Genomic DNA, 19,462 nt, shown 5'->3' with positions numbered 1-19,462 from the left:
CCCCCGCCGCAATAGCTGCCGCGCTGCGCAATGAACCAGGGATATCATCCGACGGGCTGGAGCCTATCCGGCGTCGTACAGATCCTGCGACGGCTGAAGTTGGCTTTGCGCAACGACGGCTCTGGTTCATCGAGCGCTTGGGGACGGCCGAGGCCGTGTATGCGGTAGCCCATGCTGTGCGCCTTAGGGGACCTATCGATCGTTTGGTCCTCGAAGGAGCGATTATGGACCTTTTCGCGCGCCACGCGCCGCTTCGCACGAACTTTCCGGACCGCGACGGTGAGCCGATCGCTGTTGTACGTCCACCCGGGAATGCGCCGCTTGAAGATCTCGGGCTTTTTAACTCTCTCGACGAGGCTGTAGAAGCGATAATTGCGGTCCGTAACGAACTGTTTGATTTGTCCAGTGCGCCACTGGCGCGCGTACTGCTGGGCACGTTAGGTGATGATGATTATCTCCTTAGCCTCGTCGCGCATCATATTGTCTGCGACGGCTGGTCAATGCTCGTGGCAACACGCGATCTCGCGGCTTTGTACGCAGCGCGGCTAGACCCCGAATCTGGAGGCGTGGAACCACTTCAAGTCGACTACTACGACTTAGTGGCTGACGAGCGTGCGAGGCAACGACGTGGGGCTTACGAGGCCGGTATCGCCTACTGGCTTGACATTCTGCAGAACGCACCTCCGATTGTGGCTCTCCCGCATGATAAGGTGCCCACGGCTCGACGGACGTGGCGCGGTGAGAAGATCGTATTTTCACTGTCACCGCATCAGTCCGCCTGCGTGCGGGATCATGCCCGTCGGACTGGTGCGACGGTCTTTATGGTTTTGTTCACCGCATACGCAGCGCTTCTCCATCGCCTTTCCGAGCAAGATGACATCGTCGTTGGTACGGTGATTGCAAACCGCAATCGTGTCGAGACAGAAAAGTTGGTGGGCTTTCTCGTGAACGCGCTCGCGATTCGCAGCCGGCTGCCTGAAATCGGCTCCTACACCAGTCACCTCGAGGCAATGCGAGAAACTTTCATTGGCGCATTCGAGCACCAGAATGTGCCTTTCGAACTTTTGGTCGAACGCTTGGCGGTTGATCGACGCTCTGACTATCAGGCTGTATTCCAAGTCCTGTTCGCAATGCAGACAACTCCTCGCGAGGAGCTACGTCTCGGCCGAGCGGTCGGCGAACGTATCCGCCTGCCGCCGACCGGTGCAATGTTCGACTTAAGCCTCGAAATGTGGGACGACGCGAACGCGAACATCATCCACGGAGAACTGGAATACGCGACCGACCTCTTCCACAGCCATACGGCGAAACGGATCATCGATCGATTTGTTACCCTACTCGAAAGACTTCTCGCCCGGCCCGACGCACCGATACGTGCAATTTCACTGCTCTCCGCGAACGAAGACTACATGCTTGCCGGGTTTGCGCGTGGTCCTTTCCAAGATGGTGCGCGCTCGCGCACGCCGCTTGAGCGGGTGATGGATCATGCGCGATCTCACCCAGAGATCGTCGCGATGAAGGGTGTTGGCCCGCCCGTTTCCTACCGGACTCTCGCTAAGCGCATCGAGGCGTTAGCCGGCGCGATGGCTCGCGCAGGCGTCGGCGCAGGTGATCGCGTCGGCCTGCTTCTCGAACGAGGGCCTTTGGCTGCGTTTGGCTATTTTGCCACTCATTGGCTGGGCGCAATCCCGGTCTATCTAGATCCAGGCTATCCGCCGGCTCGCAGGGACCTCCTCGCTCAGACTATCCAGCTGACATGGTGTTTGACAAACGCCTCAGGCGTCTCCCCCGAGGTTGATGGGCTCCGGACAGTGCGGATCGAGGAGATCATGCAGGGGAAGTGTCCTGTTCCAGCGCGGTTTGAGTCGAGCGATCCGGCCTACGCGAGTTTCACCTCCGGAACGACAGGGTCTCCAAGAGTCGTATTAGTATCGCAGGCCGCGCTCGCGGCACGTCTTGACGCCAATGATTGCTTGTTTGGAGTTCTCGCTCGTGGAATGAATTTCGCCCATTGTTACAGCCTCAATTACGACGGCGGTCTGTCGTCCTTATTTTGGCCGATCACACGGGGTGCAACTGTCGACTTCATTCCACTGGATCTGCTTGGAAACGGTTCCGGCCTTGCCCAGCGCCTCGCCCTCTCCCGTGTTGCGGTTCTGGACACAATTCCGACAGTGCTTGCCTCGCTCTACGAAAGATGGCCGCGCACAGGATTGCCAGATCTTGAGTTGGTGATTACCGGTGGCGACGTTTGTCCTCCCAGGCTCGCTGCTCGCCACTTCGAATTTACTGAAGCGCGCTTTGCAAACCAGTATGGTCCCTGCGAGGCTGTGATCAACGCGACGACTGCGATTTACGACCGCGCACCTGACTGTGTGACGATTGGTCGGCCGATACCTGGTGTAGATATTGCCATACTCGATCGCTCTGACAATCTTGCGCCGATCGGCGCATATGGGGAGGTCGTTATCGGCGGTACCTACCTTGCTGACGGCTATCTGGATGACCCGGAGGAGACGACCGGGCGATTTCCCATCCTTAATCTTTACGGTAGCGGCGATCGCCGCTGGTATCGTAGCGGGGACAGAGCCCGATGGTTAGAGACGGGAGAGTTGGAGTATGCCGGGCGTATTGACCGGCAGGTACAAATTAATGGCATGCGCGTGGAATTGGTGGAGATCGAGAACGCGCTTTCGCGCTTCCCGGGCGTCGAGAAATGCCATGCTTTCATCGGTAGCGATGGAGTGCTGGGCGCATGTGTGGTTCCGGGTTCGCAGATGAAAGTCGATGCATCCGCGCACACCGCGGCATGGAGAGAATTGTTCGACGGGCTGTTCCGAGGCGCGCCGACTTCGCCTCGTAACTATGCCGGATGGACTGAAACGGCGAGCGGGGAAGACATCCCCCGCGATCAGATGGACCTTTGGTTGGATGAGACCCTCTCGACTTTGCGCCGACGGCGTTTGGGTCGGGTGCTAGAAATTGGCAGCGGTCTCGGGCTCATCGCTCTTGAACTCGCACCCGAAGCGGAAAGTTATGTTGCTGTCGACAGCTCAGCCGTAGCTGTTGCGCGCCTTTCCGAAGAGGCGCAGCGGCGCGGGCTCGAAAAGCTAAAGGTGTTCAAGGTTGACGCTACCGACCCGAGGGGCTCCGATTTCAATGGCTTATTCGATCTGATAGTGGTCAACTCCGTCCTGCAGTACTTCCCCGACTCGGTAACCGCGCAGACACTCATTGAGCAACTGCTCGCAAGTCTTACTCCCAACGGCCGGTTGTTCGTGGGCGATATACGCGATTTCCGTCTCAGCGAGTCCTTCTGGGAAAGGACAGTCCGAAAGCGCATAGGTGGTGATCCGAGCGGCGAAGAACTGCGACGTCTCGTGACCCGAGCTCGTATGAACGATGAGGAGTTGCATCTCGCACCCGAATTCTTCCTGGGTATTGGCAGGTCAACTCGCTTTGCGAAGCCACCAAGTATCCTTCTAAAGCACGCCGTCGTCGACAACGAACTTTCAAATTATCGCTTTGACGTGCTGTACGACCGTGCTGCGGAGGGGGATTGTGATGCGGAAGATTTGATGCAGCTGAGCGATCAGGGACTTGCTGATTTGGCGTCGTGCCTCCGCGATCTGCGCGGATCGGTTCGCTTAGTTGACGTACATAATCGGCGCCTGTCTGATACCGGGGTCGATCCCTCGGACCTTCTTGCCCTAGCACGGCGGCTTGGCCTCGAACTCATCCTTTTGGTGAATTCCGATCCAGCACGTTTTGATGCTGTGCTGGTCGGCGGCGCTAAGCAACTTGCGGTGGTTCCCAGCGTTCGCTTCCCGAAAAAAGTGGTCCCCGCGCAGCACGCCAATGATCCCATGTTTGGAATGAGAGCGCGTACCTACCGCGCCCCGCTTTTGCGACACGCTGCCGCCCACTTGCCTGCTCAAATGGTTCCCGCTCGACTAGTGTTTCTGAATCACATTCCTACTCGTTCAGGCGGCAAAATCGATGAGGAGACGCTTCGCACGTTCGATCCAGACGACCGAGCGTTTTCCCATTCGCGTGCTCAAGGTGACCTTGCCCTAGCGGTGATGACGGACATTTGGGAGCACTTGCTTGGTCCGGGGCCGTTCGCACGTGAAACCGATTTTTTCGAGCGCGGCGGCCATTCGCTGATGGCGGCGAGGCTTGCGGCAGCGTTATCTCGCGAATTCGGGGTCACGCTGCCCGTCATCCGGATATTCGAGTTACGCCGCCTTGGTCCGCTTGTGGACGAAGTCGCTAATCTCGCGGCCTCCTCCAGCAAGTCCCGCTTATGTTTTTCGGAACTCTCGTCCGCTGGCTCTAACGCAACTGCCGGGCTACCGAGCCCCACCCAAGCGGCGATCCTACGCTCGACAATGCGGATGAACATGGCAAACGCGCACATGGGGTTCGCCATCGAGCTAAGACGCCCGATTGCGACGGCTGTACTTGAAGAAGCCATATTTCGTGCCTGCGCGAGACATCCCATACTGATGCGGCAGTTCGATCGCGACGGACGGGTCGTCGGAGCTGCCGGGCCAGCTGCATTAATACGGCGTCCGTCGGATGCAAGGGCTCTGGTAACAGAGATTTCTACTCCGCTAGATCTCGAACGCGATGGACCATTGGCACTTGCAGCATTTTGTGAGGGCAGCCAGGTCACACATGTGCTCCTCCGAGCACATCCGTTCGCCTTTGACGGCGACTCACTGACGATACTTTTGCGCGATGTTGTGTCGGGGCTGAGTCGCGGCGATCTTTCGATGGCGCCAGATTATGCTACTTGGGCACAATACGAGCGGACAATCGTGGGCAGTGAAAGGTCTTACAATGACCGCGAGTCCGTATCCCCGCAGTGCGAACCAACCCGCTACCTGGAGCGTAGGTGGAGCGTAGGGGAAGCGCGGGCGCTCGGCTCGGTAGCGGCTGATCTCGGAGTAACACCTGCGGCCTTGCTACTCGGTCAGCTTGCTACTGCCTTCCAGCGCGAGATAGGAGCGGAACGACTAATCATAGGCTGTGCCGCAAGTTTGCGACCTTTCCTGCCAGAGGAGTGGCGCGACGACATGATCGGCCCGCTAACGGCTGACCTTCCACTAGTTTTCGATGAACCGGCTAAGGATCTGGCTGGCAGCGCTCTCGCCGCAGCGGCCAAGTTGACGGAACTGTTTCGAGCGCCCGCCGCTGAAGTACTTGGGCAGGATCCCGCTGCAATCGCCTTTTCCTATCGAGAAGCCGCTCCAACCCTTACTCGACTTTGGCCCCACGGAGCTGTGCTGCGGCACTCGATCGCCCCCCGGAGGAGCCGGACCAAGTTTTCCGTATCTCGCGACGAAGGCGGCGGGCTCATCACGCGCCTCACATACGGCGCCGGCGCGCTCGACGAGAATGTTGCACGAGCGATCCTCGAGAATTTCATTTTGCGCGTGGAGGCGGGTGCAAATGCTTGATCTCGGATCAATCGAGCCTCGGCAGATCCCGGCGCTTCGGATAGCTGGCGGATCTAGTCCTGGCTGTTTTGCTCCTTTGCGACTCGCTGTGAAGGAGCTACTCGTGCAAAGGGGATTTGCGTTATTGCGCAACACCGGGGTCATAGACGCCGAGAGCTTTTCCTCGACGATTGCGGAACTCGGTATAGCTACTGCGGTCCATTACGGCGACTTACCTGACGAGGGTTGGCCAGGTGTCTTCCGTACAACGCAGTATCCACCTTCCGAATCGATTTTCTTTCATAGCGAGGCCTCTCATATGGCGAGAGCGCCGAGGCTGATTGCATTTGGTTGCATTCAGCCGGCGCTTGCGGGCGGTGCGACACCGCTGTCTGACAACTTCCTCGCGCTATCGACATTGCGACCAGAGATTTCTCGCGCTCTACAAAGCGAGGGACTTTGTTACGAGCGAGCTTTCATTCCCGGACTTGATGTGTTGTGGCAGAACTTCTTCAGAACGGACGATCGCGCAAAGGCCATGGAGCGCGGAATCGCAGAAGGATTAACCCTTCAGTGGGATAACGATGATGTGCTTTGCACCGTTTCTCGCCGACCTGCGACTCTCTCTCGCGCGAATGGCCAATCATGTCTTTTCCAACAGATCGCACTTCATCACCCCGTCTTTCTTGATCCGGATCTGCGTACCGAGATGGCCGATATCTGCGGCGGAAGAATGCCGCGCAACGTCACGCTTGGTAGTGGCGCGCCGCTTCCCGACTCGTGGGCTATTGCCATTCACGACTCCCAGTGCCGCGCCGCGTTCACATTTAGCTGGGAATCGGGTGACGTCTTAATCGTCGACAACGTTCGCACGTCCCATGCACGCGCTCCTTTCGTGGGGCCGAGGCACCACATTGTCATGGTTAGTCCACTCTCAGCGAATCTCTCAGAGTCGGAGATCAACATATGAAGTCCAACGGCATTACAAACACCGTTTATGAGACCATTCAGCGCGACGGATTCGCAGGGCCCTTCGATACAGGGATACCGCGCGAAAGAATGGCTCAAGCCGCTTCCTACGTCGACGACGTTCTATTTGAGCGGCGTCCGAACCCTCTCTATGGCCGTTTTTCGGTGAGAGATTACCATCTTGTAAATCGTGGGCTGCTTGAGATTCTTTCCTGCGAAGCAATCGTCTCGCGTGCGGCGCAAATCCTGGATGAAAACCTGCTTATGTGGCGTTCCAAGATCTTCTGTAAGCCGCCTGGCGAGGGTCCGCTCGGATGGCACCAGGAGTGGGGAGCCTTTAACGGCGAGGAGATCGGCAATGACAGACCCGCCCTGCGGCCTACCGCGAAACGAGCGGAGTTGCCTTGGAACCTAACTGTTTGGGTAGCGCTAGACGATGTTGATGCCGACATGGGACCGGTGCGTTTCGCTCGACGCTCTCATCATCGACGCTTCCCCATTGCAATGGAGCCACTTGTCCAATCGGAATTTTTCCTTGATCCTTTTCTTGGGATCGACACAGTCGAGGAGCTTGTGCGACGCGCGCGTTCGAATGCACTTGTGCTTGATATTGATACCGCTCTCTATTTCGATACTATTGATCCTGCCAGGATGAGTCTTGAGGAGGCGCGAGCCCATGTTATCGGTCGTCTTCAGACTGAGAAGGGAGCTGTCACCCTAGGCTTCGATCCGGCCGAGCATGAGATAGTCTCCGTCCCAATGCCAGCAGGTTCATTCGTGATGTTCTATGAGCGGACGATGCATGGTTCATCGGCAAACAATAGCCAAAGGCGGCGACTCGGCATTAATGCGCGTTTCACGCCCTCTGACACAACCGTCTACGCCTTTCGCGCCGACTCTAGGCCGATTGACGGATCAAATCTTGACGTGAGTCAGCACGCCTGTGTTCTGGTCGGGGGCAAGAATCTCAATCATGCAAACCGTGTCATAGGTCGCGATGAGCTACTTGCGCGGCTCGACTAGACCGGAGATGGCCACGTACGAAGCGCCTGAGATCAGCGATTCTCTTGAGCACCTTGGCGTCTGGCTCTCTGCTGTTGTGCCTCAGGATATCGCTATTGCGATAGATCGCATTAGCTCCTCTACCGCGTTCGACGCTGCGGAGCAGGCAGTGGTGGCCCGCGCTGTATCCTTACGTCGTGATGAGTTCGTGACCGGTCGTCGTCTCGCCCGTGAGGCGCTTGCACGCCTCGGTAGTGGAGCAGTCAGTCTTCCGCCAGACCAAAATCGGGTACCGCAATGGCCCGACGGCTTCGTCGGAACGATAAGCCATTCAGGCAAGTTGTGCGCCGCACTTGTAGGCCATGCACGCAATCTCGCTGGACTTGGGATCGATATCGAGCAGAGGACGAATATCAATCCTGACATAGAACCACTAATCTGCCGCCCCGACGAAGCCGAACTCGACGAGGAGGACGGCGCGACCGACTTGATGTTGTTGCGGTTTGTGGCGAAGGAGGCCTTCTTCAAGGCATATTTCCCGGCCACTCGGCACTTTCTCGACTTCTTGGACGTACAAGTATCCATAGATCGTGGGAGCAATAGTTTCGTCGCGCGGTTGATGAAGGCCAGCAGCCCTTCCCTTAGTGGATCAAGGACGTTTGTTGGCCGATGCGCAGCATTGGAAGGTTGTGCAGTTGCCGTGATCTGGATGACTTACTGATCCCGGATCTGCAAGCTCTCCCGCCAAGATACGCATCTGCGGCAACCTAGCGTTTCGACAGTGGGTGGCTATTGGAGCGTCTCCAAAGATTGGCTTCTTAGCAGTTGGAACGTACGCATCCGGTAAAGACCCTGGCTGGATCTGTCGACCCAGACCAAACGGAAAGTATGCGTCCGGGCAAGACCCTGGTCCCGCAAGCTCGCCGTTGACTCGGTGGTTTAGCAGCCAGATCAAGCGAGAAACGACGGCATTGAGTTGTTGCTGCGGGATTTGTATCTTATAAAATACGGCGTGGCGTAGGTTAGAGAAACCAGCCAGTTGTCTCAATCCGTTATTGATTTGGCGCGCTCGCCAGTGGCGTTGGAGAAGAGCAATGGCCAAAACTAGACCATTTGAGTATCCGCCCGGTGAAGGCCGCCTTGCCGAATGAGGCGTGTTGTTGAGAACTGTCTTTATGGACGGTGATAGGCCCAGTGCCCAAGTCGAACGGCTTGAGGTGGTGGACACGGGCCGGCGGCGGCGTTGGTCCGAGGATGAGAAGCTCAAGATCGCTTGGAGAGCTTGCAGGCGCCGCGCCAGGTCGCGGCAACAGCCCGCCGGTATGGCGTTTCGCGGTCATTGCTGCTGCGATGGCGACGGTCGTTTCGCCCTGAGCCGAAGGTTGCCGCCGATCAACCTGGCTTCGTACCGGCGATAGTGGTCGCGGAATCGGGGTCGACATCCTGTCCAGTCGCGCCGTCCAGCAGCGGCGGTGCCATCGAGATCGAGTTTGCGGTTGGGACTCGGATGCGGATCACGGGCACGGTCGATGCGGTGACGCTGAAGGCCGCGGTGGCGGCACTGGCAGATGGACGGCCGCGGTGATCCCCGTTGCATCGGGCGTGCGCGTGTGGATTGCGACCGGCCACACCGATATGCGTCGCGGCATGAACTCGCTGGCGTTGCTGGTGCAGGAAGCGTTCACGCGAGACCCGCACAGCGGCGACCTCTATGTGTTCCGTGGCAAGAGTGGCACGCTGATCAAGATCCTTGGCACGATGGACTGGGCATGTCGCTTTATGCCAAGCGGCTGGAGCGCGGCCGCTTTCTGTGGCCGTCGTCGGCTGATGGCGTGGCGACAATCACCCCAGCCCAGCTTGGCTACCTGCTGGAGGGCATCGACTGGCGGATGCCGCAACAGACCTGGCGACCGCAGGCGGCCGGCTGATCGCTGGGATTTGAATTGGTGGCACGATCAGCGGTCCGGACAGAGACCGCACCTTGTGATTCTCTGGTCGGCGATGGGCGCCGATGATTTTCTTCCCGACGATGTGACCACGCTGCAGGCGATGCTGCGCGCCGAGCGAGCGGCCCGGTTGGCCGCGGAAGCCGAGGCTCAGGCTGGGACTTTGCTGATCGAGAAGCTCAAACTCACGATCAAGAAGCTGCGGCACGAGCAGTTCGGACAGTCCTCCGAGCGAGGCGCATTGCTGGACCAGCTCGAGCTGCAGCTCGCCGACCTGGAGGAGACCGCGGCGCAAGCTGAGACCGCGGCGCAGATGGCAGCCGAGAAGATAGCGGTGCCATCGTTCGAGCGCCGCAAGCCAGCCCGTCGGCCGCTGCCGGAGCATTTGCCGCGAGAGCGCATTGTCTATCCGGTGCCGGCCACTTGCCCATGCTGCGGCGACAGCCGATTGCGCAAGATTGGCGAGGACGTGACCGAGACGCTGGAGCTCGTTCCGCGCCAGTGGAAGGTAATCCAGCACGTGCGCGAGAAGCTCGTCTGCCGGGCCTGCGAAGCGATCGCTCAGCCGCCGGCTCCCTCGCATCCGATTGCGCGCGGGCGTGCAGGGCCCAAGCTGCTGGCCCATGTCCTGTTCGCCAAGTACGGCCTGCACCTGCCGCTTCATCGTCAGAGCGGCGTCTACCAGCGTGAAGGCATCGACCTCGACATATCGACGCTCGCGGACCGGGTGGGTGCCTCCGCGCGGCAACCCTGATGTCTCTGGTCGATGCGATCCGGAGCCATGTCTTCGCCGCTGAGCGCATCCACGCGGATGACACCACGGTGCCGGTCCTGGCCAAGGGCAAGACCCGGACCGGCCGGGTCTGGACCTATGTGCGCGACGACCGTCCGTTTGCCGGCCCAGATCCGCCGGCGGCCGTGTTCTTCGACTCGCCCGACCGTGGCGGTGCGCATCCGGAGCAGCATCTGGCGGGCTATGCCGGACTGATGCAGGCCGACGCCTACGCCGGCTTTGGCAGGCGCTACGAGGCCAATCGCAAGGGCGGTCCGATCATCGAGGCCGCGTGCTGGGCGCACGGCAGGCGCAAGTTCTTTGACCTCGCGCGGCTCAGCAAGGCGCCGATCGCGGCCGAGGCGGTCAAGCGCATTGATGTCCTGTTCGCCGTCGAACGCGAGATCAACGGTCTTGCTGCGCAGGAGCGCCTGCGCGTGCGCCAGGAGCGTAGCAGCCCTCTGATCGTCGAGCTCGAGACGTGGTTGCGAGAGCGCGCCAAGCTCTCCAGGAACAACGACACGACCAAGGCCATAAATTATTGCCTCAGCCGCTGGGACGCTTTCACCCGCTTCCTCGACGACGGGCGCCTATGCATGTCGAACGACGCTGCCGAACGCGAGCTACGAGCCGTCGCCGTCGGAAGAAAGAATTGGACCTTCGCGGGTTCCGATGAGGGCGGCCGTCGCACCGCTGCCGATCTACAGTCTGATCGCTACTGCCAAGCTCAACAATATCGATCCGCAAGCCTGGCTGGCCGATGTCCTAGCCCGCCTGCCGGATCACTCTGCCAAGCGCATTCACGAACTCTTCCCCTGGAACTGGCGTTCGCAGAGCGTCGCTCACGCTGCTTGAGCCCAATCAACTGTCCGGCAAAGACGACAAATGCATACTTTCGAGCAAGCTTTCAGTGCTCGCGGAGTGCGACTTCGAAGCACATCGATGCAGACGCGCGTATATCTAAGAGCAGTTCGGCGCACGCAGAGATGCGTCGTCTCCACGACTCGCACGGCGGCGGTGAATCGCGGTCGCAGTGCGATGCAGCTTGATCCGCCGCAGCGAACGGAGCAGATCAAAACTCAAGGTCGACGTCTTTCGCGACCAGGCCTTTACGACGGATGAGTCTCGTGCCGAAGTCGTCTTCGAGCGCCACCTTCGCCAGCGCGTACTCGATAAGCTCAGTGTCGGACGTTATGCCGGATTTTTTCTTCGCAGCTGCCACCTGATCTCGGCAAACGCGGCCGCCGATCCGACGGTGCTCGCCACCGAGCAGACCAAGTTTCCGTGCCGTTTCCAAAACCGCACGCCGCCTGACGTTCGGCTGTACCGGTATGCTTGGACTGTCGCGGGTCGACTTCAAAATGATAGATCTCCTGCTTGGAAAATAGAGATTTGGCCAACGGTTCAACGTCCCTATGGTCCAAAAGACGTCAATCTTTCCCGGCCCGACGACCGCAATGGGGATTACCGCGGCCGTCCGTCTCCCAGTGCCGCCAGCGCGGCCTTCAGCGTCACCGCATCGACCGTGCCCGTGATCCGCATCCATCTGCCGGGGGCAACATTGCAAAGCTCGGCCGCGCGAAGGGCGACACTTTCGGAGGCCGCTCTATCATTCTACCTTAAGTCGTCGTTGAGACAGGGGCCAAGCCAAACCGACGCCGTGCGAACGCGCTAAAACATCAAAGCGTGCCGCTCACAGAACTGCGCACGATACTCTCGTGCATCCGGTCGACGGCTCCTGCCAATTCAATTACTTGCCGGGCAACCGCCGCCGCTTACGCAGGCTTCAATCCATGCGCTCACTGCAGGGACACGTGTGTAGACACCATATTTACCGGGCTTTGCACATCCGTCTCCCCAGCTGACTATGCCGGCGAGAACGGCCTTTTCTTTTGACACAGCCGTGACCAGTGGTCCGCCGCTGTCACCTTGACAGGAATCTACGCCATCTCTACCTGCGCAGATCATCCTGTCGGTGACCGCCTCCTTGCCATACGCGAGAGGGTCACGACATCTTGCCATCGAAATGAACGGCACTTTCACTTCCCGCAGGTCGCGGACTGTATCTCCTCCTTCTTCGGTGGCCCCCCACCCGGTCACCATGAATTCGGATCCCGCCTTGTAGACATTTGCTTCCTCGGCTGTCGACAGCAGCGGTATCGAGGTCTGCCGCTGATCGAGGGCGATTGGCTGGATTAGCTCGATCAAGGCGACGTCGGTGTCCAGTGTAGACGGGTCGAAGCTCGCATGCACAAAAAGCCGGGCCGCGGCAATCCTTTTTATCCCAGAGCCCAGCACGTTGGTTCCCGCGGCCACCTCAAGCTGGCTTGAATCTAGGCCGTCCAGGCAGTGAGCCGCCGTTACGATCCACCGCTCATTGTAGATGGTTCCACCACAGAAGTGAGCCTGCCTGGCATCGGAAATTCCCTTCACGAGGAGCGTCACCTGCCAAGGATATGCACCGCTCTTCGCCCGATCTCCTCCAACGATTTTCGGCGCTTCCTTGTTCAGATACCGTGCCACCGTCTCATTGAAGTCTTTCGAGCGCGTCTGCTTGAACGTCTCTTTGGTGAGTTCCTGAGAATGTCCAAGCGTGGCCCCGAGTAACATGGCGCCAGTTGCAAGCAAAACAAATGCCTTCACGCTAGGCCTCCTGCCTCAATCAATTGCCAAAAAGACGTATCCGCGGCTCGGCGATGCCATTTACGCCTTCCACGAGAGAGATCCTGCCTGTCGGGATAACCTTCGAAATCAGATAGGCGGCATGGGCCGCTCTCACACGGATTTCGGTGGCCGCCTTCTGTTCGGCGGCGCTTCGACCGGCTCTCTCCGGCATCGCGATCGATACCCATTTGATCTGTGATCCCTTTCGATTGACGATGAGCCTGTCGATTTGCTCCTCGTTCGCCAACGCTGGTCCTGGGCCAGGCAGAAGATCAAACTCCTCCAATGGCGATCCAATTGTGACATCTCGCGGCGGAATCCCGCTCTCCGGAAGCGGCACCCAAAAGGAGGTCGACGTCTTGCCGACCGCCTTAAGCCAGACTATCCCGGATTGCACATGGTACGATTCGACCTTGATCTTGTCACCAAAGCTCAGATTCGTCGTTGCAGGCGCGGTCGCATCCGGCGCCGCGCGCCCTGTAATGGGCCCGAGTGCGATGGCAGTCTGGTTCGCAAAGGTCGACGCGACGCGATCGTGCAGCGGCGCGCCGGGATCTGGTCCTACAAGAGCAGACGAGGCGGTCCGCTCAAACCCCAGAGGCATCTTGAATTGTTTGACGGTAGCGACCGTTCCGTTGCCTTTGGCAAACGTCCAGCTGAGATCGATCTCTTCGGGTGAGAGGCGTGTAAAGGTCGCTGCCTTCTTTGACCGTTCCGCCAGCCATGTCCGCGCCGCGTTCGCGTACGGTCCGAGGCCGTAAAGTTCGAGATAATCTGTGACTGCCCGCTCATTGTCACGGTCCAACGCAGCCAGCCATTGTACCTGATAGACCTTCTTCGTCTGCTCATCAGGATTGAAGTGGACGTAAACTGTGAAAGAAGACGACATCCATGGGCTTTGCCTGCCCCCTGTCGAATCCCTAACATCTTTGACGGTGAGGCGCTGAACTTCGTTTATCTCGATACCCGGCGTTGTCAGATGGGCAGCAAGTCCCTCGGTGTACTTACTCAGCCCGCCGCTCGCACTGCCGATCGAAGTCGAACCCGGCGCGGAAGAAAACCCGATGATATTATTGCGGGCAGTCAGGAGGCTTGCGAGACCTTTTCCCACGGCCACATCGCCACCTCCAGGCTCCCTGACCGAAGCAGTAACGTTGCGGCAAGCATCGAGCAGCATCAGAAGCAGCCCTGGCTTGCGGAGATTGATCTTATCCTGCAGGGCAGTCGCCGAAAGGAAAGTGTAGAACACGTCGTCTGCATCGACAAGGGATGGAAATTGAAGGGGGACCAGATAGCTCTCGCCTCTGTAGGTGAAACCATGCCCTGAAAAATAGAACACGACAAATGCGCCAGGGCGGATCGAATCCAGAAACGCGTCGAACTGTACAAGAAATTCGTCGCGATCCTTGAAGTTATCTAGCTCCTTGACGTCAAAACCGACATTGCGAAGCTTTGAGGCGATCGTCTTCGCATCCGCAATTGATCCCGGCAATTTCTCGGCTGTCGCATAATCGGCATTCCCAATCACGAAGGCAAACCGCTTGACGGGTGCTTCCGTTGTAAACCTTGGGTCCGAAGTTTGAGCGACTGCCGACGAAATAAGAACAACAAAGAAAAAAACGAATAGCCGTAGCATACCTTCCGCGCCCCGCCGAAGTCTACGAACTCTATCTTAGACAACGATCTATTGGTGCTGCAACTGGAATTTGCAACGGCTCGCGAGCGCGGCTTCGGGTCTTCTCGTCGGCGGTCGACGAACCTCGCCGATAGCAAGTGTCATTTCTTGCATCCTGTGCGATAGTTGGGTTAGATTTGTCACGACATCAGGATACATCCAGACAAGCTTGAGCCGAAACGTAAGCCGGCCAGGTTGGATTTGTTTTATTGATCGTGTTTCGTACGCCTCGTGACGGAGCGCAATATGAATCATAGATTTCTATTTATTGTCTGCACGATCGCTCTTGCCGGGATTTCCGATCTTTCCCTGGCTCAACCTCGAGAAATCCTGCTGAACCAGATTGATCCGCAGGGAGCAACCCTGGCCCTCGCCATCATCCCGCGCGCCAGCGAACTGCCGACATGGGTTCAGCGCGACAATCTGAATCACGTAAGCGTTGAGATAAAACAACGTTCTGACACGACTGGCGATGCATTCCGGAGACGCTCTGGCTCGGCCACGACATCGGAGTTCGCGGTACGGCTGAATACGGCCGGCAGCGGAGAGCGCCGGCTGAGGCTGGGTGCGACCTCCGGTCCATCTATCGATATTTCGAGAACGGACGACACACTTGCAGGCCTACCAGGCTGCGATGCTAACTCGATGCGACAAGCACCTTGCAGGATCACGGATCTCGGTAAGCAAGTAGTGCTCGCGGTGGCAAGCCACGCCCGAGGAAGGTCGACGCCGCTGGCTCGCCTGATTGCAGTTCGCGGCCTAACCGCCGACGACCGCTCCGCAAAGCGAGTAGTCGTGACGGTAGACGAAAATAATACTTTGCTACATGTGGATTTCGTCGGCCTGGTTCGCAGCGCAACCAAGAAGCCGGATGCGCCGGACGCCAGTTCGGCTTTCGTGGTCCGGTTGGGTCGCGCTGGCAACTTTTCCATTATCGAACGGCAGCAGGACGCCGCGATTGATCCTTTGAAGATCAAGTTCGTCGGGGAGGAATAGCGATGCGGTGGATTCTACTGATCCAATTTGCGTTATTTTCCACTTTGGGATCTGCGCCGACGATGGCTCAGGTCGCGCCCATTGCATCCTTGCTCAACGTTTCGTCGTTCATGATGCCGCCTCGGTCGACATGGGCTACGATCGACAGCTCGGCAGATGCGAACGTCACAGTCAGCGAGCATATGGGCGAAGGCGATGTTGGCTTTCGGGTTTTCCACCTTCGTGCAGCCGTCAAAGGCTCCAAACAAGCTGCCGTCGATCTTGCACGGTCGAAGTTACTGCGGCCGGGTGATATCCTTCTCAGCTTTCGTCCCTTGTGGGACAAGACACTCGCCTACGCACACATGCAATTAGGTGTTTCCCACTCCGGGATGGCATTTATCGTCTCGGATGCAAACGACCAATTTGTCATGACGCTCGAGTCTCCGATCTCCTACAGCAGTCCGCTCAATTATCCGGAGCACTATTCCGATCTGGACGCCATTCATGTGATCCGTCCTGCTCTCACCGACGGCCAGCGACGCAATCTGGAGCAATGGGCCAAGGCGATCCTGGGCAAACGCGGAAACTTCGAGTTCTTCGCTGACTACGGCGTTCCAATGTACAAGCGAGGGATTGTGGGCATTACCGTGCCTAAAGATCAGATTCGCTTTCTGGCGGAGATCGCTCTTGGCCAAAAGAATTCAAGCTTCAAGAGCTATTGCTCCGAATTTGTCTGGAGCCTTCTTGGGCTTCGTGACTGCAACCCTGGCTCGTTCGATGAAAGTTGCATAAGGCCGATTTTCTCTACGACCGACGGCATGCTGACCGGCATCATACCGAAGATCGCTGGAGATGCAGGACTGGTTCAAGGACCGGAAGCGGCCCTGATCGGAGGAAAATATACAGCCGAGCGATCGAAGGCGATCCTAACACAATCCGTATTTGTGGATTTCCTGACCGACGAGTCCCAGCTCGCCAGTCGCATGTCTTCTGGGCACATCAAGGTCGCCAAGGACAGCCGTGCGAGCATGAAGGTCGTGAACGGCTACTACGCGATGGGTGAGCCTGCGCCGATGGCGGGCGAGATCAACAAGGGCGTGACCAGCAACGTATCACCGACCTCGTTCCTCATTCGCTCGAATGCGGGGTTGGATGGGCTGCAGTACGTCGGCACAGTCATTTTTGATCGTTAGCCGAGTAGAACTCGTAATCTCAAGCAATCATCTGTCCGGCAGCTTACTGCTAGGCCCGTGATATCTAACGCTATCTCCATGCGTCAGAAAAAAGTCCGACGGATTGCGACGCTTTGCGAACTGTTCGACTTCTTCCGGGGCCTTGATCGATCCGGCCTCAATGATTTTCTGCGCTTCGCGAATATCCCGCATCACGGCCGGGTCATCAAATCTGGGCGGACGATATGCCTGAAGTTCGCCGGCTTGGTTTGGCCGGATGGATGCGTTTGGGATCACAGTCTCTGCGGGCGCGCGACGAACACAGTTGGCTATGCCCGAACAGGGCTGCCCCTCCATGAGATTGATCCACATGTGCGATCCGACCATGACCGCATAGTACATTACCAAAGCCTTCGCCTGGCTCACTCCGCTCTCGATCAGTGCATTGTAAAACATGCGGTGCGTCGCCGTTCGCGGCCTCACGGTCCTTTCGCAATAATGATCGTGTATCACAGCCGCTCGTAAATATTCCGTATCCCAGGCGCCGCCGATAATGGATTGCGCCCACGCCGGAATTGATGCGCCGTCGGTCTTCAGCCCCGCTTTCGCCTGCCAGCCGACGCCACTGGGATCGATGTAGCCGAAGTCATAGACCAATAGACACTGCCCCGTGCTCTTGCAGCCGGCCGGCTCGAATTCGAGCGTTCCGACAAATTCCGCGCGAGCAGGCAGCGCGAATGCAACACTCAAGATCATGGCAATGGCAATGTTACATTTCATTGGTCGGGCCTGTAGCTGACTCGGCATGAGCGAGTATAAGTACATTTCGAGTGTGATCGAAAGGCCAATGGTGGAAGAAAATGCGCTCGCACCTGCGTTCCGATGGCAATAGAACAAGTGCGAGAAAGCGCCCCTCGCCCATCCCTTGGCAAGGGGCAGAATCTCGCTACCGGCACGTATCGATGCGGGGCGACATTGGTGGGCGTACCTCATTGAGCTGGGGTCTAGAGTGATCTCAGCGGCGCCTGTCCAACCGTATTCGGCAACCGCGCCTCACGCTCTTCACGGGATTGATTGCCCGGGAATAGTCGGGCGAGTTGGCGGTCGCCGCCGTGATTTGCAGATGCTAAGGGCAAACGCCGCTCTGGCTGAAATTGACGGGGAGACTCTTTCCTGGAGGTGCTGATGGGCATCGGCGATAACTGCCCGAACCCCATCTGACTGGGAGCCCCTCCGCCGACGAGAATACCTGCCGCTTTAGCCACATACGGCCGTCAAATCCACGCCCGCCAGCGTGGATTGAAAGGTTTTCGCCCTCAGTCGTCGCCCTTAACCTGCTAAAAGATCTTGATGTGCCCGGCGAGTCTCAACGGCTCAATTCTCGGAGTGATTTTTCTCCCACGAATTCGATCTGTGTGAATGCCTTGGGTAGATCTGCGCGTCGATAGAAATACTGCCCTACATCACGCTTCTCTATCGCTGGCCTGACACCAAGCTTTCGCAACTCGGGCACAAGTGTCCGGACGTGAGTTTGTCGAAGCTTCGCGATTTCTGTCCCTTTAACGTAAGTAGCGACAAACCGCTTGAAGCTTTGCTCGTCGACGAGACCTCGTTGCCTGTTTCTCAAGCCGATTCTTGCGTACGATATCTTGATATACCCCAAGGCGATCAAACGCTCCATCACGATCCAGGTGATGCCGAGTTGCCTTCGGCATGCATCGATAGTCCTGCTCGGGTCAATTGCGGCTTTCCAGTCACGAAGCTCCTTGACTTCAACGAGGTCGACCAAGACTTTCATCAAACCCTTTGCCGACGTCAGGCGCCCCTTGCATCTAAGTCGACCGGAGAGCATTGCCTCAAGAATCTCCGCAGTTGAGGTCTGGCTGCGCTTTCCCGCGATGACGATGTTGCACGTACTGGACGTTGCACCTTGAACCCTGGGAGCGTCGCCCATGACCGAATGCAGGAAACGATCAAGGTCGCGCTGTCGGAAGATGTGCTCATGCAAATCCATCGAAGCATCGAGAAATGGCTTCAGGAGTCCCTTTTCGTACAAGTTGAGCATCGGCCCGCGTGGGACTCCTAGGTATCGCATGGCCTGGTTATAGTTCATCCGGTCAGAAATCTGCGCGCGCGTGTCATCAACGATATGAGACTTGAGCAAGAGTTGCCATTCAGGCTTCGCGACGTCGTCAGAGGACAAATAGCCAAGTGCACGAAAGATACGGCGTCCGGCGTTTGAGGCGGTTACCCCGATGGCGCGCGATGCATGCCAGAGAGTGTAGACGCGACGGTAGCGAACGGGTTTACCGAACAGAAGATCGCTGGGTCTCAGCGGAAGGTTATCCGCCGCATGCTCGCGAACGAGCTCGCGAATGGGATCGTATGCACTGTCTCGGGTCTCGTACGACAGCCATTTGTAAACGCGCCCGTACACGCGTCGAGGACCCCATTTGCCATTCCTAATCTCAGCGGACTTAACCAAGCCGTCGAGGAAACGAAAGAAACCTTCTTTACCCTCGGCAAACAGACCGTAGCCAGCGGCGAGAGCCTCACGCCGGCCCACGCTCCCACCAAACGACGTGTACTCATGGATGCCTCCCGTTGCCACCGCTCCCATACGGTCCATCAGTCGAATTGCGTTCCAGAGGGGTAATCCGTCGAGTACGGTTGATTTCAGGCGTGGCATGAAGCCCAGGCGACCGAGAATGTATGCCTCGGCGCTCACATCTTCGATTCTCTTGCGACCTAGCCTGGTGAAGTCGCGTTGCAGCCCGACGGCGAAGCGTACGTCCAATCGTACGTGACCGCCCTTTAACGAAGGCGTCTCGGCTCGGTCC

At 58.1% G+C, this 19,462-nt stretch carries 12 protein-coding genes and 2 pseudogenes; 9 read left to right on the top strand and 5 right to left on the bottom strand.

What is annotated here, in order from left to right; all coding sequences use genetic code 11:
- Positions 1-11: 11 nt before the first annotated feature.
- The 7 genes and pseudogenes from AOQ71_RS29195 (at position 12) to tnpC (ending at position 10,988) form a co-directional block, all read left to right on the top strand.
- Complete coding sequence (locus tag AOQ71_RS29195; RefSeq protein ID WP_347336718.1) at positions 12-5,465, top strand: condensation domain-containing protein; 5,454 nt, start codon at positions 12-14, stop codon at positions 5,463-5,465.
- Positions 5,404-6,414, top strand: a complete 1,011-nt coding sequence (locus tag AOQ71_RS29190; RefSeq protein ID WP_083514570.1) for a TauD/TfdA family dioxygenase — start codon at positions 5,404-5,406, stop codon at positions 6,412-6,414. Before AOQ71_RS29195 ends, AOQ71_RS29190 begins: the two co-directional genes overlap by 62 nt.
- A complete protein-coding gene (locus AOQ71_RS29185; protein WP_057754087.1) occupies positions 6,411-7,436 on the top strand; it encodes a phytanoyl-CoA dioxygenase family protein in 1,026 nt (341 codons plus the stop codon). Before AOQ71_RS29190 ends, AOQ71_RS29185 begins: the two co-directional genes overlap by 4 nt.
- Positions 7,437-7,443: 7 nt before the next feature.
- Positions 7,444-8,136 (top strand): 4'-phosphopantetheinyl transferase family protein, encoded by a 693-nt coding sequence (locus AOQ71_RS29180; RefSeq protein ID WP_162268417.1) that lies wholly within the window; start codon positions 7,444-7,446, stop codon positions 8,134-8,136.
- Between the two features lie 552 nt (positions 8,137-8,688).
- Entirely contained in the window at positions 8,689-9,000 is a 312-nt protein-coding gene (tnpA, locus tag AOQ71_RS50410; protein ID WP_430648660.1) for an IS66-like element accessory protein TnpA, read from the top strand.
- Between the two features lie 50 nt (positions 9,001-9,050).
- Positions 9,051-9,343, top strand: a pseudogene (tnpB, locus tag AOQ71_RS29170) (IS66 family insertion sequence element accessory protein TnpB).
- Between the two features lie 73 nt (positions 9,344-9,416).
- A pseudogene (tnpC, locus tag AOQ71_RS29165) lies at positions 9,417-10,988 on the top strand (IS66 family transposase).
- Between the two features lie 217 nt (positions 10,989-11,205).
- Here tnpC and AOQ71_RS29160 read toward each other — a convergent pair.
- The 3 genes from AOQ71_RS29160 to AOQ71_RS29150 all read right to left on the bottom strand — a co-directional run bounded on the left by AOQ71_RS29160 (position 11,206) and on the right by AOQ71_RS29150 (position 14,433).
- Positions 11,206-11,493 (bottom strand): hypothetical protein, encoded by a 288-nt coding sequence (locus tag AOQ71_RS29160; RefSeq protein WP_245317238.1) that lies wholly within the window; start codon positions 11,491-11,493, stop codon positions 11,206-11,208.
- A gap of 386 nt (positions 11,494-11,879) precedes the next feature.
- On the bottom strand, positions 11,880-12,776 hold the full coding sequence (locus tag AOQ71_RS29155; RefSeq protein WP_157083676.1) for a S1 family serine peptidase: 897 nt from the start codon (positions 12,774-12,776) through the stop codon (positions 11,880-11,882).
- 19 nt (positions 12,777-12,795) lie between these two features.
- A complete protein-coding gene (locus tag AOQ71_RS29150) occupies positions 12,796-14,433 on the bottom strand; it encodes a caspase family protein (protein WP_057754077.1) in 1,638 nt (545 codons plus the stop codon).
- 285 nt (positions 14,434-14,718) lie between these two features.
- Here AOQ71_RS29150 and AOQ71_RS45465 point away from each other — a divergent pair, with 285 nt between their 5' ends.
- Positions 14,719-15,468, top strand: coding sequence for a hypothetical protein (locus AOQ71_RS45465; RefSeq protein WP_157083675.1), 750 nt, complete (start codon positions 14,719-14,721; stop codon positions 15,466-15,468).
- A 2-nt stretch (positions 15,469-15,470) separates the two neighbouring features.
- Entirely contained in the window at positions 15,471-16,643 is a 1,173-nt protein-coding gene (locus tag AOQ71_RS29140; protein WP_057754071.1) for a hypothetical protein, read from the top strand.
- Between the two features lie 27 nt (positions 16,644-16,670).
- Here the strand turns inward: AOQ71_RS29140 and AOQ71_RS29135 are convergent, their stop codons facing one another.
- Positions 16,671-17,402, bottom strand: coding sequence for a DUF1353 domain-containing protein (locus tag AOQ71_RS29135; RefSeq protein WP_162268416.1), 732 nt, complete (start codon positions 17,400-17,402; stop codon positions 16,671-16,673).
- A gap of 586 nt (positions 17,403-17,988) precedes the next feature.
- On the bottom strand, positions 17,989-19,419 hold the full coding sequence (locus AOQ71_RS43990) for a hypothetical protein (protein ID WP_057754065.1): 1,431 nt from the start codon (positions 19,417-19,419) through the stop codon (positions 17,989-17,991).
- Positions 19,420-19,462: the final 43 nt, after the last annotated feature.

Origin of the sequence: Bradyrhizobium manausense (assembly GCF_001440035.1) — a bacterium.
GTDB lineage: Bacteria > Pseudomonadota > Alphaproteobacteria > Rhizobiales > Xanthobacteraceae > Bradyrhizobium > Bradyrhizobium manausense.
This window is presented reverse-complemented; position numbering and strand designations above follow the sequence as displayed.